Here is a 17,018-nt window from a genome sequence, read left to right as displayed (position 1 = left end):
TAATGTCTTCATAAGCCACATGAGGACATCCCTATGAAGAAGCGTTTACCAGCTCTGCCGTTTTGCTAAGTCGGGCTGAAATCACGGGCTGTCGGGACGCCTATAAGGTATATGAGCAGAATAGGAATTAATCATCTCGGCGGCGTCAGTCCGGAGGCCTTGAACAGGCCTCGTCGTGAGGACAGAATTTGTCTGCTGTCGTGGGTCAGTCCATAAGTCCACCGTTAGTCAAATCACGTGGGAGCGAACACAAACCCATTGAGCTCAATGTCTTCCTTCAACAATTGGTTAAGTAACCCGACGTTAATGAGTCTGGAAAGGTTAATCATACCAATGAGATCCGCGTCTTCATAAAAAGACTGTATCTGGGCAATCATCCCCTCAGGTTCCAGGAAACGCTCGCCCCCAACCATTGCATTACAGGCCTCATGTACTAGATAAAAATCATCGTAGGATAAGCTCCGGTACAGCATGCCGAGGGTGAAACCTGAAGATTCACCATGGAAAAAAGGCACTTTTTTACGTCTGGCAAAGGATTCTCCGACAGTAGGTTGGAGCCCTCGCCTCACAATCTCTTTATCTAATAGCAGAGTCTTCCGTAGAGAGTCAGGAATACTCATTGATAGCTTTATCAGTGAGTTAGATAAAAACGGGACGCGATTTTCAATAGAAAAAAGAGAAGATATCCGATCCTCGTTATGCAAGTTATAGTCATGAAGATCGCGGAGTTTTACTTTTTGATAAAATGACCAGTAGTCTTCGCTTCCAAGAAGGCTTTTGGCTGAAACAAAGGCTGAGTCAAAGAGTTTGTAGTCACTCAGTTCCTGCCAAGCTTTTAGGTTCATACATCCGGGAGATTCCAGGTCGTATTTTTCTTTCAAATAACGCAGAGAGTCTTCGACGCTCTGCCAAGGTTCATTATCATCAAATACAAATGATTGAGTATAGCCGCCAAACAGCTCATCGCTACCGTTACCCGATAGCACTACGCACACATCCGGAGTATGTTGTTTAATGTAAGAATAGATGCATGCCTTATAGATCTGTTCTGCGCCAAAATAGGGGCTTTCACTTGCCCACAGCAATGTTTTCCAATCTTTTGTGGGGACCGTTATTTGCGAGTCGACATAAACCTTATGCAACGGGACACCAAACTTTTCTGCTGCAGCAATGGCTCCGCTGGCATCTCCTGACTCTTCAGTGCCGGGCGACATAAGTGTATATGCAACCACATTAGCATCCTTTAGGGCGGCCAGTACTCCAATAGAGTCTATCCCCCCGCTGAGCAAGATTCCTGTGCGGCCGGAAGGCGAAAGTTGCTGGCGGCAACTGGCGTCAAAAGCTTTCGAGAATTCGGAAATAAAAAACTCTGGTGTCGTCAGCGATACGATGCTCTCCGGTATGTGGGAACTGTAGCGGATAATTTCAATATGCCCGGTTGACGTATTGTATTTCAGCATGCTTCCTGGAGGAACTGCTTTTACTTGTGAGAATACGTTACGGTATTTTAATGAATCATAACCGACATCGCCACGCAACCATGGATCATTTAGCATTTCAGCACAATCAATTATTTTCTCTTGAATAAACGGCAATATTCCCTTCGCCTCTGAGGAGAAGAAAAAGTCCCCCTTATCATCCACACTGTAAAACAAAGGTTTAATTCCAAGCGGATCTCTTATTAGAGATATTTCATTTTTCACCTTGTCATAAATAACAATAGAAAACATTCCTTCTAACTGTTCGGCAAATCGGTCACCATAGTAGTCATAAAGTGCAGGGATCATCGCACAGTCAGAATCATTTTGATAAAAAAAATCCGGGTGACGAGTTATTAATTCCTGATAATTATATATTTCAGCATTCGCAAATGAAATAACATTACCACTTTCATCTACCAAAGGTTGTGAACCATTATTTTTTGAAACAATAGATAATCGATTGAAAATGGCGGAAAAGCCTTCACAATTATACTGAGTGGTTTCATCGGGACCTCTAAATTTATATTTCTTCGCCGATACCAACAACTCTCGAACATATCTGGATGGAAATTTTGAATAGTACCCTATAATTCCACACATATTCTATTATCCTTTGGCGAAGGTTGCTACTTCCTTACCATCACTATGTTCGATAGTAAGGTGGATGCCAAATAACGCGGCATGATGATGAGCTAGATAGGATACATAGCTATAATAAACATTGATATCGACATCATAAAAGTAAAAAGCATCAGGTATATGGTTCTTATCTATCATATATAAACATGAAATCACTGAAATTGAATGTGTGGTTTCCACCATTTCTACGTCACTGTAGAGAAGACTACGTCCCTCGGAAAAATGCTTGGCATATTCTGAAATACTCGGTGCCTGCCCATTAAATAAGAAAATATCATAACCTCTTTCCTTTGCCTGTTCTGTAATCCATAGTGAAAGTTGTTCTGGCGTCATGGAGAATCTTCTGGCAATCGCGATAAGCATTACGGTATATGAAATGATAGCTTCACTGCGTGGGTCAAAATCAGAAATAGATTTTTTTTCTGTCATGATAGATAACTCATGTATTTTCTGAAAGCATAGTTAAGAGCTTGGTAATTGTCAAAAACCTCACCATAACTGCTGTGGTAATTATCGATAGTGAGTTTCTTTATAGCACGAACAACAATCTCACTAATTTCCTCTGAATTATATACATCCCCACTGGATATATATTCACGCAAGTCGGTCTCTTTGATAATTTCTTTTTTGAGTGCATCAAGAATAACTTCGAGCTTTGTAGGAACTGAATACGTGATATTTACCGCTAGGGTATCCATATCAGAGCAGGTAGCATGCCACCATCCACGGGGAACAAATAAAACACTCCCTGGTTTGAGAACCACTTCAGTCGCCTGCTTAAAGAAATTCGACGGAGGCTCCCCATGCCAGTACTGCTTCATTTCTGTAGATAAGTTAGGATAGTCTTTTAAATCAAGGTGCTCAAGAGGACGAATAGCATTTTCATTGGGCATAAAATACCATTTTTTTTCCCCGTGAATTTGGAAAACAAAATTCACGTAGGAATCAAAATGAGGTACGAGCCCCCCCTGTTTGTGCGCGGCGTAAATGATAGCCTTATGAAATACATTCTCGGGCAATGACAAAGTTTTTTTTAGCCTTTTCCCAATCTTATACAACTTTTCATAGGCCAAATCAGCAAAATCAAACTCCAGTGCTGCGCCTTCTAAATAAAGTTTAGCAGCCTTGTTTACATTAACCATTAAGCGATCCGACAGCCCTTCCGTGGTTTCCAACAAGTTTTTTCCGTAACACATGACCGGAAATTTATAATCCTGCAGAACGGTGTCTAAGGAAAATTCTCTGGGAAGACAGAGGAAGCTGAGTACATCATCTAACTCTGCATGTGACACGCGGTAATTCTTATCTGGCCAGCAGTTTTCAATAAAGTCACGTAGCCCGTTCACTCCAAATATAAATCTATTATCATTGACCACAACGTTCATTTTAATGTCCTCTGCAAGTTGGTATTTTCTGCCGCTCGCAACATCTGAAATAGGCAGATCGTAACCACAGAAAATATTGTTCCATCTATAGCTACCGCGATACCTGCGGAATATATATCAGAAAGAACAGTTAACATTTTTGCACCAACTGCGGCACCGAGGAAGCTGATAAGAATAAAACTTGAGAAAATAGCCCCTTTATATCTATCTTCCGTATTGTTTTGAATAATCAGACGAGTCATAGAGAACCCAATGCTTGTCCCAGCCCCCCATAAAACTCCAGCAACTAAACAAACATGAGGAGACTGCGCGAGACCGAACAAAATCACACCACAGCCACAAATAAACCAACCGATAACATAAAAAAAACTGTGGTTGGTTATTTTCAGCTTTCGTAAAAAAAAGAAACCGGTGACCAGCCCACCTAATGACCAAGCTATCTGCATACCCGCAATATAAAAATCATTACTGTTCTCTAGTTCCTTGACGTGTAGGGCAACACCGCCAATGAAAACGGCCATTGAACATAAGCCAATCATAAAATAAGTGATGCTCATCAGCAGTATCGTTTTATTGATTGTAATTTCTCTTAGTGCTTCTAACATGACTTTTTTATATTTTGGCTTTGTAGAGACCAAATTTACTTTCTCAGGAATCAAAGAAAGGAAAATGAGCCCCATAACACAAAGTACAAGTGCGATACTAAGGTAGGTTTTTGTGCTGTCGCTAATTAGTATATAAGATAACAATGAGCCTGTCAGGCCGAAGAAATAGTTCAATGTTGTTGTATTAATTGTCAGGTTTTTTATTCTGCCAACACTAATGTCAGGGATAATACTATCCAAGGTTGGTTTAATGAAACCAGTACCAAAACCGAATAGAACACTGTACACATAGACGTTTAGTATAGATAACGTAGAGGACAAATTAAAACTAAGTGACACGACAGAAGCTGAAAGCATTAAAAAACCAAAAACAGCAAGTTTTTTTGCACTAACAATATGACTAATAAATCCTGCAACGATAATTCCGATTACGATAGAAATATAAAACATAGAGAAAGCATCGGACGTCCTATTCATAATCCCTGAGCCTAAATACACGATAAGCCAAGGAAGAAAGTAGGCGTTAGCTGTCTCCATAAAATACCAGCATGAGCTATATCTATAATAGTTTTTTTCGTTATTGGTTAACATAGGGCTTCCTGTAAATTAGCTCCCATAATGTTGGCCGAGGACTGTCGATGATGAGCTGGTAGTCGTAATTGATGTAGTCAATACCAGCAACAAGCTCTTCTTCACTGAAATCGACAGGTCGAAGTTCATACGTACTCATGTTGGCGCATGCTAGGAACTGCTCAATAGTGGAGGTCTCGATACTCTCTTCGATCGCTTTTTTTACAATTTCCCTGTAAGAGTATTCATCCAGCTGTTGTTGAAACTGGGGCAGTAATGCTTTTACATCTGAATAGGAATCGACTAAGTAAAGCCCCCCCCCTTCCTTCAGTATGCGGACACATTCCTTCAGCCCCTGAATTGGGTCTTCCCAGTGATGAAAGCAGGAATAGGAAAAAACCAAGTCGAAGCATGCATCGGGATAAGGCAAGGAATGTACATCTCCTTGTACCAGTTTTACACGATCGCTCAAGTCATGAGAGGCGATCTTCTTGTTGGCAAGTGCAAGCATAAAGGGGTTAATATCTAAGCCATCAATTTGGCCGACATTCTTTTTCGCAAAAAATACTGTCAGATCGCCAGGGCCAATACCCAAATCGAGAGTTCTATTGACGTTACACTCGGTGAACAGTCGTTGCATTCTCTCCGCCAGCATCGGGTAGATGTGGAGCTGATATTTTTGGACAAACTCGTTGTATTTCAGGCAGGCGTTTTGACTAAGCATGTTCAGTTTCTCAATGTCGCATCTTCAATAATTTCTTCTTCTTGCATCTCCTGGATGAGATTTTCGACATCAGATATTATATCTGAAATGTTGGCGTCATACTCCCTAGACAGTGCATCAACTATCTGCATGTTACTAAGCCCATTAGTTATTTTCTTGAAAATAAACGCTGCAGTGGAGTTCAATGCAAAATCTGGTTCAATAATGATTGACTCGTTCACCTCTTTCCAGCTAACTCCTTCTGAAATAACAAAAAACCTCTCTTGCATTACGAAATCCTTTTATTAAACTGTAAACTTACCTCATGTGATAAAAGGGGTGCCAGTTGCCCCCCCTTTTATTTTTCTTCTTAAATCAATGACCGCCAACGGATACTGAGCGACGGATTTGAACTAAGCGTGGTTTAGCATAAGTCTTTTTCATTGCTCTATTCCTTTTGAAAGTAAATTGATATAGTCACCTGTATCACAACATTTTGTTAACAGGTCATTAATGTTTAGCAAGGATAATGTTTTCCTGCAAGTTTTTTTTTAAAACATTACAATTCATATGCAACCACCTGTTTTATATGCTTTTTTTTGAAAACCATTAAAATCATTTCAACATAAAACATTACAGTTAGGAAACCATTATGCTAAGAACTAATCTACTTGAAGATAATTCATGCCCAATTTTGAAATCTCTTATCTTGGAACATTGCGGCGGGGATTCAATGGTCGTACATGGAGAGGAGGTTATTCTCTCCTCACTTCCTGTTTTTGTATGTAGCGAAGGTAATAAGATTTGCGGGTTTTGTGTTTTTAAAGAGGATAAAGAAAGCATTGAAATAATTGCAATTAATGCATTAATATCAAGAAAAGGAATTGGTCTGACACTCATCGATGAAGTCAAACGCTATGCTGTAGCTCATGGTAAGATGGAAATAAAACTCACGACAACGAATGAAAATTTAGGAGCCATCGTTTTTTACAAAAAGATGGGTTTTAATTTGTATTCTGTAGATGTAGATGCCGTTACTAAAGCCAGGATGATAAAACCCTCAATCCCGTTATTCAGCGAAGAAGGAGTATTAATAAAAGATGAGCTACACTTTTCGTTTGCATTCAACAATAAACCCAATCATATCAAATAGATTTTTCTCCATCACTTGTTAGGGTGCAATTAAATACGAATTTAACAGGCGCCTCCAATAATTTATGGAGTATCCCTAGTACGTAGCCCTCCTAAACTTTAATCCTAATGCCATGATTTTTTGAACCACTACACCATCATGGCGATACTTCTGGCCTAGCAGAACTACTACACTAAATGATTTATCCAGAGTTGTAATTTCCCCGCCCCCCGAAAATATGCCTTGGTGTTGATGCATGTATTCTGGTCACTGCCTCTAGAAGGGGGGGATTTGAGCATCCAATGAGTTCAGCAGATTAATAATTCCGTATTGGGCGGCCCTGCCGTTCGACTAACTCACCTTCATACCACGCGACACTTCTGCAGCCAGTCTGCCCCACATTCCTCATTCAAAATCAGGTTGGATTGTATTCCCCGCTTAGTGCTACGTTTGTGTAGCGTATGCTCATGCGCTTTCAGCGTTTGCGGCACCGCTTAGCCTAACGCCCGTGCTTATAGCCTTGTGGCGGCCATACACAACAGATAGACGTGATACAGTTAGCGACGCGGATTCGGTAGAGGGATGTGGGCATTGCCGAACATCATGCCCTCTAAGGTGCCAATCACGCCCAAATTGTCACAAACATCGACCATAGGATCGGTATGCTGTTGATGTTCAGGACTTCCGCCGAACTATGCTGCGCCAGAAGCAGTATGCGGGCATCATTCGGGTTAGCCGGTGACGTAAGTACGATGACGGCCAGCTCTTCGGTGACCTTCGCCAACAGCAGAGAGGGTAATAACCTCAGGGAATGGCATTATAATCTGGCGGCGCAATATGCCGTTGTTACAGTCGCTGAACTGCTGCATCAGATTGTTGTGGATCACCTGTACCACCGCCCGTATATGCGGCATGTAGCTGGCGCGATATTTCAGGTTGATGGCCACCGCATCGCCGCCGATGATAGCTTTATACCCACCCATCACATCTCCATTTCTCCTGGTCAAGTAGGATATCAGCGATAAACCGAACACGCTGGCACGTTCGTACGCCGATTTTTGGTTATTGACGGGGCGTTGGTGGTGTAGTGCCCCGGGCATCAACCGGGCGATGGCCTCCATCAAGCTCTTGCCACTGCCAGAACTGAGGCGTATGGGGCTGCCACCCCGGCACACTTGCCAGTGGGAGCTGAATTACCTTGCAAGTATCTTGAGAAACAAAAGTATCACTTTGATAAAAAAGAACTCCCCCCACAATCAAGTTAGTATATTAGTACTGTGCCTTCAAAAAGTTATCGAAAAAGATTTATAGAAAAACTGTTCACCTACAGAACCGCAGGCACAAAAAAACCGACCTAAGCCGGTTTGGGGAGAGCTTGTCGTTATGATATTGGCCGTTCAGCGGCCGATAGGATGCCCTGGTGTTGCTGCATGTATTCGGGTCACTGCCACTATAGGCGGCGCGGCGATTGAGCGTCCAATGGGTTCGGCAGATCAATAAAGGCCTATTGATCGGCCCGGCCGATCGACCCGTTTATCGTCACACCGCCCCGCACTTCGGCAACCAATCCGCTTCACACTCTTCACTCAATATCAGGTTGGTCTGTATTCCCTGCTTGGTGCGGCGTTTCAGCAGCGTATGCTCATACTCTTTCAGCGTCTGCGGCACCGCCTGGCCGAACGCCGTCAGGTTCATCACGTGCTGATAGCCCCGTGCCGCCATAAACGACAGGTAGGCGTGGTAGAGGTAGCGGCGCGGATTCGGCGGGGTGATGTTGGCGTTGCCGATCATCATCCCTTCCGGAGTACCCAGCACCGTCAGGTAACCACAAAAATCGACCAGCGGATCGGCATGCCGTTTGATTTCCAGGGCTTCCGCCGAACTCTGCTGCGCCTGGAGCAGTGCACGCGCATCATTCGGGTTGGCGAAGCGCTGCATCAGGTGACGCACAATCACGGCCAGCTCTTCGGTGATCTTCGCCAGCAGCAGCGGATCGCGCTCCTCGGGGGCAATAGCCTCCGGGAACGGCAAAATAACCCGGCGGCGCGAGATGCCGCCGCTGCGGTCGCTGAACTGCATCGGGTTGTTGTTGACCGCCAAAATCACCGCCGGAATGTGTGCCGCGTAGGCGTCGCGGTATTTCGGGTCGATGGCGACCGCATCGCCGCCGGTGATGGCCTTGATACCGGCGCCGTCACCGCTCCACTTCTCCTGGTCGGGCAGAATAATCAGCGAGAAGCCGACCACGCTGGCTCGCTCGCGCGCCGACTCCAGGTTATCGATGGTGGCGGAGGTGGTGTTGTCCGCCCCGGCCAACAGCCGGGCGATGGCCGCCATTACGCTCTTGCCGCTGCCGCCGGGGCCGGTCACTTCAAGGAACAGCTGCCAGTCGTAACGGTTGGCCAGCACCATAAAGAGCGCCGCGAGGATGCGCTCCTGTTTATCGTGGTAGCCCCCGGCGGCCCGCGTCAGCCACTGCCAGAAGTGCGGCGCATGGTCGGCCAGGTTCTCCCCGGCGCGCGGCGGGGTGTAGTCCACGCTGTTGACGGTGCGCAGCCAGTGCTCTTGCCGGTGGGCGCTGAACTGCCCGCTCACGGTATCGAATACCCCGTTACGAAAGCCTATCAACCGGCGAGCCGGGTCGCCCATCTGCGGCACCATCAGCTTGAGGGTGTCCAGGATGCTGTTGATACCGGCGGCAGAGAACGGCGCACGCACCTTCTGGAACAACGCGGCAATCTCCCGGCTCAGCTGTCGGTGCGGCAGCACCTGCCAGGCGCCACGCGTATAGCGGCACAGCTCTTCACCCACCGGCGGCACCGCCAGGGTATTGCCGTAGTGCTCGGCCAGCAGTTCGGCCTTCTCGCTGGCGCTCATGGCTTTCAGGTCAGCATCGCTCAGCGTGTCGAACGGGCTGGGCTGCGGCGGCTGGCTGAGCGCCTGGAGCTGGGCGCGCGTAGACTCAGCGCCCTGCTGACAGTAGACGTCGTTCCAGTCGCCTTCCGTGGGCGGCAACGCCGGGATACCGCCGGTGAGTGTGGCCGCCTCGGCGGCACGGGTCTGCCCGGTACCACTGCGGTCATTATCGGCCGCCAGCAGCAGCCGTGCGTCCGGGTAGTGGCTGCGCAGCTGCTGCGCCACCGCCGCCAGGTTGTTGGCGCTGAGCGCCACGCACACCGTCTCACCGGTCAGGCGGTGCACGGTGAGGCCGGTGGCGTAGCCTTCGGTGAGCCAGATAACCGCGTTGTCCAGGCCGCAGAGGGTGTGGTAGGCGGCTTTCACCTGCCCGCCCGCCAACATGCGTTTATCCCCGTTGGCGTTAATCAGCTGCACGTTGACCACCTCGTCCCCGGTATTGTGCAGTGGCAGCAGCAGGTCGCCGGGGTGGAAGGTTATTCCGCCAACGCGCAGCGACTGGCCGTGCAGGGTCAGGGTGTCCACCTCCGGCCAGCCCTTGGCGCTCAGGTAGGCGTTGCCGGTCTGAGGCCGGGCAGCGGCCACCAGAGCCTGTGCCTGTCGCGCGGCCTTGCGCTGGGCCTCGGCCTTGTCTTGCCCGCCGGTCTTCTGTGATGCATGGCCGGTCTCAGCGGCCGGTGGCAAGGCGCTGGCGTTCTCCCCCATCACGGCGGCCACCTGTTCGGCAGCGGCCCGGGCAGACAGTGACAAGGCCTTTTCCACCAGGTTGAGGCCGTCACCGGCCCCGCACTGATTGCAGAACCAGGTGCCACGCCCGCCCTGGTTGTCAAAGCGGAAGCGGTCTTTACCGCCGCAGGTCGGGCACGGCTGCGGCTTGCCGTTCGGCTGTAAAGTAATACCGAGGGCCGGGAGTATCACCGGCCACTGGCCGGTGGCGGTGCGTACGGTCTGGGAAACGAAGTGGGCGCTCATGCTCTTCTCCTCAGTGTACGGTGGCGTTCTGCGATGCCGACAGGCGTTCACAGCACAGCTCGTCCATCATCTTTTGCCCCAGCGCGGTCAGGCGTGGCGCGGCCACCAGAACGTCCGGCTGCACCATGTCGCTCAGCATGGTGCACGCCATGTCCATGCCATCCTCTGCGCCGTACTGACGCACAAAGTGCCCCTCCAGACGCAGGGCAATCGTCATCTGCAGCTCGTCCAGCGTGTACCCGAGGCTCACCCGGTAAAAGGTGCAGGTGTCCAGATAGGCCTGCGCCACGGCGCGGCGGAAAACGGCGGTACGGACTTCAATCGGTAAACAGGATGCAGTGTTCATGCGGCGGTGGCCTCCATGCGGGCAAGAATTTGGGTTTCACAGGTGTTGACGACGTGGCCGAGCTGGTCAGTCAGCAGGGCAATAACCGAGGCAAACGATGCCTGTTGCACGGCATCGGGGCGATGCCCGCCGAGGTCGAGGGTGTCCAGCAGGTCGAGGAACAGCACGCCGGTGGCGTGCGCATGCTGAAGACGCAGAAAATCGGCGTGCGGGATAGGGTAATGGGTGTCGCGGTAATAGCGGTCGGCCAGCGTATTCATGCCACCGCCTTAACCGGCAGACGACCGGCAAAGGACAACACGTAATCACGGGCCAGCACGCGGCGGGCGTTGCGTTCGCTATCCGCCATGGTGCGCACGATACGCGGCGAAGCCGTCAGCGCAGAGCGGCGCACGGCCGCAAACAGAAAGCAGAATGTAGGATGAGTCGGGGTGAGGGTCGTAGCCATGGTGGCAGCCTCCATTGAGTCATGGTTATTGCTACCACCGAAGTTCCTACGCTTATGGGTGGTAGCCCAGACGGGGGTAGGAATACCGGCCTCAATGGATACCGGCCAGCCCGAAGGCTGCCCCGCCTGAGCCACCATTGTTTGATAGCCACAGTAGCATAGAAACCACTGTGCAAAAAATGATCGCACTAAGGCTGCGACATAAAAAAACACGCCTGGCGCGTGTTGTGTCGCCATTGAGTAACACGGGTTCCTACGCCCGGCTGCCGATTGTGTGGCAGCGGGAGGGCTATAGCGCAAGGCTGGACAAGGGGGCAAGCCGTAAGACGCCCCCGGACGTTCAATCGATCGCATAGTGATCAACAGTCGGTCAATTGGTCGTTGCGAGTATCGGCCGCCGCGCAGGTCAGCGGCACCGGCCCGGCACGGAACAGGCGAGGCTCCGCCTGGCGACTCGCCAGACGAATAACGCCGTGTTTTTCACTGCGGTGCTCCGGCAAGACGACGCCAGGCTCTTTACGCTGCAACAGGATAGCTTCCGCCACAAACAGCGCGTCGCGCTCATCGAGGGTGAAATGCTGGCGACCAAAGGTTAACTGCATCATACGGCGGCCTCCTGGTGACGGTTGGCGATACGTTCGTCCATCCACTGCTCGACCTCGGAGGCCAGCCAGGCGACGTTTTTACCGCCGAGGGAGACCTGAGCCGGGAACTGCCGGCGGCTCATCATCTCGTACACGGTGGAGCGGGACAGGCCGGTGGTGTAGAGCACTTCCGGCAGGCGGATAAAGCGCTCGCGTGGGGTGTAACCGCCAGGAAGCACCGGCGACGGGGTGGATGGGGTGGGGGTGGAAACGGTCAACATAAAAACGCTACCTCTTGGTGTCCGGCCAACGCTGGCCGGGACTGTGTGAACTTCGGTAGCGCCCTATTATGTGAATATTTACCGGGGTGGCAACAAGGCGTTGTTGTGTGATGGGATAGATAATTGCCTGATTTTTAATCACATGGCAAACAATGACAATCCTTGGCAAACAATGGCAAACGATGGCAAACCTTCTGGTAAGAAATAACGATGAATCAATGCGTAATTAATAGGGAAAAACCGCCAAACAGCGCTAGCCAGGGAAAAGGTCGTTTTGGGCCGGGTGAACAGTGGTGAACACCGGGTGAAGAGTTTATAGAAAACTGTTCACCCTCTTATTTGCTGATTTATCTATATTTTTTCTTTAGGTGAACAGTAGTGAATAGTTTTAGGTAAAACTAAAAATGGCTTGATGGTTTTCTCATCAGTGCTCAAGGCTGTTGTCCTGGGGACAGTCCAACCGGGATGAATGGCGATGTTGTACGGCGGTCAGCAGAATAGCTTCACATTGACTGACACCGGAGACACGACCATGAGCACCACCGCCTTACCGAAATACATCACCGATAAACTGCACGCCCTGCGTGACGCTCGCGCCGCCCACGACAAAAACTACCAGGCATTGACCGACGTCGTAACCGGCATTGCCCGCTGCCACCAACAGAAGAAAGACACCGAAGTGCAGAGCCAGGAGGCAGAAAGCCAGTGGCGCAACCTGTTTCGCAAACTGCGCGGAGAAATGACGCCGGAACTGCAAGCGCAGCACCACAGCCGGATTTCCAAGCGGGAGCTGGCGAAAGAGTTCGACGGACTGATTGAGGAGATGGAACTGGACAAAATGCAGCTTCACCTCAACTGCGGCGGCACGGCCCCGCAGGTGGTGGCCGCACACAAAGACGCCCTCACGACCTTTGCGGCTCATGCGATGCATCAGGCGGTGGATGCGCTGAGCAAGGCGCTTATCAGCCCTGACGTTATCAAGGCGTGCGCACTGGCTTCACGGGCTTACGGCGTCTATGCGGACAATCCGATGAAAATGATTGAGCTACAGGTACTGGGCACGCTACAAGGCCGCATTCGCGCTACCATGGCTACACAAAATATCGACCACCCGGTGCTTAATGAGATTGGCCTGACGATACCGCAAGAAACGGGCGCATTGCCGGAACTGCAAAGAAGTCCAGGCAAACGCATGCAGGCTGTCGCAGAACTGAAGGAAAAACGTCAACGCTTGCAGCAGAAGGGGGCCAAATCATGATGCGCTGCCCGCTGTGCACCCATGCATCCTATACCCGCACCAGTCGCTATATCACGGAGCGGACGAAAGAGGCGTATTACCAATGTCAGAGCCTGACCTGTTCTTGCACATTCAAGACGGTGGAAAGCGTCGATAAAATCCTGTGCCAGCCGATACAGGCGCAACCGGTCGATGAGAACGCCCTGCCACCGCCCGAGAAACAGACGTTGAACCGCTATCGCCGTTACAGCAGCAATCCTACCCTGCACTAATCACACTCCGCCCCGCCGCTCTCGACAGCATCGCGGGGCATTCCCCTTCCGCCTCGCCCAAAACAGCCTTTTTCCTGGCTAGCCAGCCTCAAATTGCGCGTGCATGCATAGGGTGCATGATTTTGCATGCAAGAAAATGCACTTTTCATCCCCTGCCGCACCAGTACTGGCGCGGCCTGCGGCCGTTCATGCAACTGCATGAAAAGCGACACATGAAGTGCGCAGGCGAGGCGGGGGAAGTATTGCGCGCCAGCGTGAAAACTATAAATCGAACTCCCTAGCATTAAACGCAGATGCACCGGAATAATTAAAACCCAGATTATATAAAATTTGGGTATCTATCCTTAACTGATCCCATAAAAGGGGATCAGTTATATTTTTTTTGTGTAGAAATGCGCCTTCACCAGATGCAAAGTCACGCACAAAACAGTAACTATCATCCTTTCTAACAATCGCTCCTCCCAGTTGTAATAAAACACCATCCTTACCAAAAATCGGCCCACGTATTTTACTTTTAACTTCTGGAGAAATATTTTTCCTTCTTGTTATAGCGAAGTAATGTTTAGAATCTTCATATTTTTTGTTTATATATAATTGGCGAGCATACCAAAATTGATTTTCGACATTTGAATCACCCTCTGTAAATGACCTTCTCCAATAGTACTCTGCAATATCATTATCTTGCGGATAAAAGTCAGTTATTATTTTCGCAAGACGACCATTACAAACCTTGTCAGCAGGATAATATTCCAAAACCTTCTCCATTATCCCTCTAGCCTTAGGCACGTCGTCATTTTTAATATATGCTTTCGAAAGCGCAATTGATATAAAGGTACTCGCACTATTCTTATTGAATGCTTTTTCTAACGATGCTATCGCACCTTTATTATCATTTAACAAGGAACTTAATTTAGATTCAGCCTCCAAAAGAAACTCTGAATTTGGATACTTCTGCAACCCTGAGTGCAATGTTGTTACAAACTCTTTGATTAATTCTTTTAATGTTTTTTCATCTATAGTTTGAGCGTTAAGAATTGTTGATATTTTTTCTAAATGTACTTTACATAAAGTATGGTAACTATGTGAGTTATTATTATCATAGCCACTTCTAATGTTATTTAATGCGTACTCACGAGCTCGGGAAAGAAATCTTTCTCGTTCTAAATCATTCCCCCCCCTTGCTTTTTGGAGTTCAAGTTCGGAACGTGTATGATTTATAGTTGGGTTATATGGTGCGATCTCAGCCGCAATGTCTAAATGTTGTTCTGCAAGTCTAAAATTGGGGTTTTTCCTTTTCATTTCAAAAATAGCTATTTGCTGGTGATAATAATCATCAAACTCTCCAATTTGTTTTGCAGAATCATATATCCTTCTAACGACTAATGGATCATTGAAAAGTGACATTAGGTTTTTAGCTTTGATAATTTCCCTATATGCCTTTTTATCTGATGAATATCCAATATCTAGAGAGTCAATCAAATCAAAATATAAATCCTCTCTATCTTCTTCAGTAAGCATCGTACGTGCAAAAACAAATTCTGCAATTAAAGGGTGCCTAGCTTGATATGCATAGTCATCATTATTAGAGGGGTTTATGACCTGAACAATATTTTCAAGAGGACTGAAAAATTTCTGTTTGAAAATCTCAAACGGTACGCCAAATATTCGATGTATGATACCAGTACGAACCGACACACCCAAACGGTTAAGAGCACAAATAGTTCTGTATATTAATCTAGCTTGCTCTGGCTCAATATTATTATACTCATCGAAGACAATATCTTCGAAGGACTTACCCATGGTAACTTCGTAAAGCGCAACTAATATTTGCCTTCCGGCTTTACTTCTAAATGCCTCCTCTTGTTTTTCACGAGCTAAATCTTTTATCAGCCCCAAACATTGAAAGCGTTCAAGCTTATCTAAAAGGTCTTTAATTTCCTTTTCTTTCAAGTAAGGTAATTTATACTCTCTTGAAACATAAGAATGCAATGGCTCACACTCCATATTCCATTCATTCCCTCTTTCGGAAGAAATAATAGTTAACTTTAAGTTTGACGAAGTCCCTCTCTTAATTAATGATATTACCTCTGAAATATGGAATGACACTTTATCTACAAATAAAAAAACTCGATCATTAGCTCTTTCACATATTTCAAATATGGAATTCAATTCTATTTTATTTGACGATTCCCAGTACAAAACTATGCGATTATATTCTATTGCAGAATCCCATGCGATACGTTTTAAAGTTATCGTTTTCCCAGCACCTGCATGTCCTTTGACTAAAAAGAAATCGACAGTTGTGCTTCTCTCAATTTCTTCAAGTAAAATAACCTCACTAATTATTGTGTCTGTAAGAGACCTGCGACAGTCATATGACTCCTTAATCGATTCCCAACCATATGAACTCCCTTTATAAAATTCGGAAGGACTAAGCTTATTCGTAGGCATATCTGAGCGGATAAAAACAAGCTCACTGGAGAGCAACTCTAGAGTTTTAGATGACAATTCCAAATCATTATTATTTAAAACACGCTCAATCTCATGCTGTTTTTTAACGCGAGAGACATTCCTCAACGCCACAGGAGCGGTCTGATCTAAAGAATTAATGAAATCCTCGAAAGTCCCTTTAAGAGGGGTTATTTTTTTCTTCTCCCACATACGTACTTCAGCATCAGACAATGACGGAGTGACAGTATAAAACCTTGGTCTCTCTTCTATCGTTTCGCTCAAGGATAACAGGGCTTGCCTGAGATCTGAGTCATCCAGACTATATCCTATGAAAACTATAGTATACTGATGCCCATGCTCATCTAAACGATTAAATAACCTATCTCTATTACGCTTATGCGTAACATATTGGTCAGGGGTTAATATTAATGGTATCGTTAGATCATCAGTTTTAGTAATGCATCCATGGAGTTTTACATAACAGATGGAATCAGTGGTTCGAAGTACTTCATCGACTCGGTCACTATTTTTATATATACATTTAATATTTTGAGTTTTATCTAACTGTTTTTGATAGGCTCTCTCGATCACTAAATCATAGTTTGTTGTATAAATGCCAACCCATCTAAAGGTCGGAATCTTCAAATGAAATTCAGCTGGTTCAAACTCATCGAAGTAATCCTTAACAAACTGCTGGACCGTATGAATATCGGTTTCTGATATTGCTAGCTCCGCTATAGAAGATAATGTCTTAGTGGTTTTCTCTTCTCCGAAATACTCTTTCGAAAGAATATTTGCCAAATCATTCCCTTTAGGTGCTTCTTTCCCACTCTGTGTTTTAGCCCCAATAGTGGCACCAGAACCTAAAAATAGAACAACACGACCTGAGTTGATGTTTTGACTTAAAATGTGAGGGATATCCATAGAGCCCATAACTCCAACAGTTATTGTTAGTAATAGTTGCTACACCACTACTGACAAAAAGTCCAGAATCTG

17 protein-coding genes are annotated in these 17,018 nt (G+C 47.1%); 3 read left to right on the top strand and 14 right to left on the bottom strand.

Annotation, left to right across the window (positions count from 1 at the left end; all coding sequences use genetic code 11):
* Nucleotides 1–233: 233 nt before the first annotated feature.
* Genes HMPREF3138_RS14465 through HMPREF3138_RS14440 form a run of 6 tightly spaced genes read right to left on the bottom strand, consistent with a single transcriptional unit; the run spans nt 234 to nt 5,673 of the window.
* Nucleotides 234–2,081 carry an asparagine synthetase B family protein gene (locus tag HMPREF3138_RS14465; protein WP_075204063.1) on the bottom strand — a complete coding sequence of 616 codons (1,848 nt, stop codon included), beginning with the start codon at nt 2,079–2,081 and terminating at the stop codon, nt 234–236.
* 6 nt (nt 2,082–2,087) lie between these two features.
* Nucleotides 2,088–2,549, bottom strand: a complete 462-nt coding sequence (locus HMPREF3138_RS14460; RefSeq protein WP_038882984.1) for a hypothetical protein — start codon at nt 2,547–2,549, stop codon at nt 2,088–2,090.
* A complete protein-coding gene (locus tag HMPREF3138_RS14455) occupies nt 2,546–3,505 on the bottom strand; it encodes a JmjC domain-containing protein (protein WP_050572131.1) in 960 nt (319 codons plus the stop codon). The genes HMPREF3138_RS14460 and HMPREF3138_RS14455 overlap by 4 nt, the downstream gene beginning before the upstream one ends.
* Nucleotides 3,502–4,701: an MFS transporter gene (locus tag HMPREF3138_RS14450; protein ID WP_038882982.1), complete on the bottom strand. Its 1,200-nt coding sequence runs from the start codon at nt 4,699–4,701 to the stop codon at nt 3,502–3,504. The genes HMPREF3138_RS14455 and HMPREF3138_RS14450 overlap by 4 nt, the downstream gene beginning before the upstream one ends.
* Entirely contained in the window at nt 4,688–5,404 is a 717-nt protein-coding gene (locus HMPREF3138_RS14445; protein ID WP_049193166.1) for a class I SAM-dependent methyltransferase, read from the bottom strand. The genes HMPREF3138_RS14450 and HMPREF3138_RS14445 overlap by 14 nt, the downstream gene beginning before the upstream one ends.
* Nucleotides 5,405–5,406: 2 nt before the next feature.
* Nucleotides 5,407–5,673, bottom strand: a complete 267-nt coding sequence (locus HMPREF3138_RS14440; RefSeq protein ID WP_038878971.1) for a PqqD family protein — start codon at nt 5,671–5,673, stop codon at nt 5,407–5,409.
* A gap of 362 nt (nt 5,674–6,035) precedes the next feature.
* Between HMPREF3138_RS14440 and HMPREF3138_RS14435 the strand changes: the two genes are divergently transcribed.
* Nucleotides 6,036–6,536 (top strand): GNAT family N-acetyltransferase, encoded by a 501-nt coding sequence (locus HMPREF3138_RS14435; protein WP_083301487.1) that lies wholly within the window; start codon nt 6,036–6,038, stop codon nt 6,534–6,536.
* Nucleotides 6,537–7,246: 710 nt separating this feature from the next.
* On the opposite strand, the gene HMPREF3138_RS14430 is transcribed toward HMPREF3138_RS14435, so the two are convergent.
* The 7 genes from HMPREF3138_RS14430 to HMPREF3138_RS14400 form a co-directional block, all read right to left on the bottom strand.
* Nucleotides 7,247–7,636: a hypothetical protein gene (locus HMPREF3138_RS14430; RefSeq protein WP_038878973.1), complete on the bottom strand. Its 390-nt coding sequence runs from the start codon at nt 7,634–7,636 to the stop codon at nt 7,247–7,249.
* Between the two features lie 418 nt (nt 7,637–8,054).
* On the bottom strand, nt 8,055–10,403 hold the full coding sequence (locus HMPREF3138_RS14425) for a primase-like DNA-binding domain-containing protein (protein ID WP_038878975.1): 2,349 nt from the start codon (nt 10,401–10,403) through the stop codon (nt 8,055–8,057).
* A 10-nt stretch (nt 10,404–10,413) separates the two neighbouring features.
* The gene (locus HMPREF3138_RS14420) at nt 10,414–10,749 is read right to left on the bottom strand and encodes a DUF5375 family protein (RefSeq protein ID WP_038878977.1); all 336 of its coding nucleotides are present in this window, start codon (nt 10,747–10,749) and stop codon (nt 10,414–10,416) included.
* On the bottom strand, nt 10,746–11,009 hold the full coding sequence (locus tag HMPREF3138_RS14415) for a hypothetical protein (protein WP_038878978.1): 264 nt from the start codon (nt 11,007–11,009) through the stop codon (nt 10,746–10,748). Before HMPREF3138_RS14415 ends, HMPREF3138_RS14420 begins: the two co-directional genes overlap by 4 nt.
* Nucleotides 11,006–11,551, bottom strand: a complete 546-nt coding sequence (locus HMPREF3138_RS14410; protein WP_049193178.1) for a host cell division inhibitor Icd-like protein — start codon at nt 11,549–11,551, stop codon at nt 11,006–11,008. Before HMPREF3138_RS14410 ends, HMPREF3138_RS14415 begins: the two co-directional genes overlap by 4 nt.
* A 5-nt stretch (nt 11,552–11,556) precedes the next feature.
* Nucleotides 11,557–11,802, bottom strand: a complete 246-nt coding sequence (locus HMPREF3138_RS14405; protein WP_033638862.1) for a hypothetical protein — start codon at nt 11,800–11,802, stop codon at nt 11,557–11,559.
* Nucleotides 11,799–12,062, bottom strand: coding sequence for a helix-turn-helix transcriptional regulator (locus tag HMPREF3138_RS14400; protein ID WP_038878982.1), 264 nt, complete (start codon nt 12,060–12,062; stop codon nt 11,799–11,801). Before HMPREF3138_RS14400 ends, HMPREF3138_RS14405 begins: the two co-directional genes overlap by 4 nt.
* A 532-nt stretch (nt 12,063–12,594) precedes the next feature.
* On the opposite strand from HMPREF3138_RS14400, the gene HMPREF3138_RS14395 reads away from it, so the two are divergent.
* Both HMPREF3138_RS14395 and HMPREF3138_RS14390 read left to right on the top strand, forming a co-directional pair.
* Entirely contained in the window at nt 12,595–13,320 is a 726-nt protein-coding gene (locus HMPREF3138_RS14395; RefSeq protein WP_038878986.1) for a hypothetical protein, read from the top strand.
* Nucleotides 13,317–13,571 (top strand): ogr/Delta-like zinc finger family protein, encoded by a 255-nt coding sequence (locus HMPREF3138_RS14390; RefSeq protein ID WP_038878989.1) that lies wholly within the window; start codon nt 13,317–13,319, stop codon nt 13,569–13,571. Before HMPREF3138_RS14395 ends, HMPREF3138_RS14390 begins: the two co-directional genes overlap by 4 nt.
* A 261-nt stretch (nt 13,572–13,832) precedes the next feature.
* Here the strand turns inward: HMPREF3138_RS14390 and HMPREF3138_RS25595 are convergent, their stop codons facing one another.
* Complete coding sequence (locus HMPREF3138_RS25595) at nt 13,833–16,946, bottom strand: P-loop NTPase (protein ID WP_160313037.1); 3,114 nt, start codon at nt 16,944–16,946, stop codon at nt 13,833–13,835.
* Nucleotides 16,947–17,018 lie beyond the last annotated feature (72 nt).

Origin of the sequence: Serratia sp. HMSC15F11 (assembly GCF_001808215.1) — a bacterium.
In the GTDB taxonomy this organism is placed as follows: Bacteria; Pseudomonadota; Gammaproteobacteria; order Enterobacterales; family Enterobacteriaceae; genus Serratia; species Serratia nevei.
Note: the sequence above shows the minus strand (reverse complement) of the source record. Positions and strands in the feature narration are given on the sequence as shown.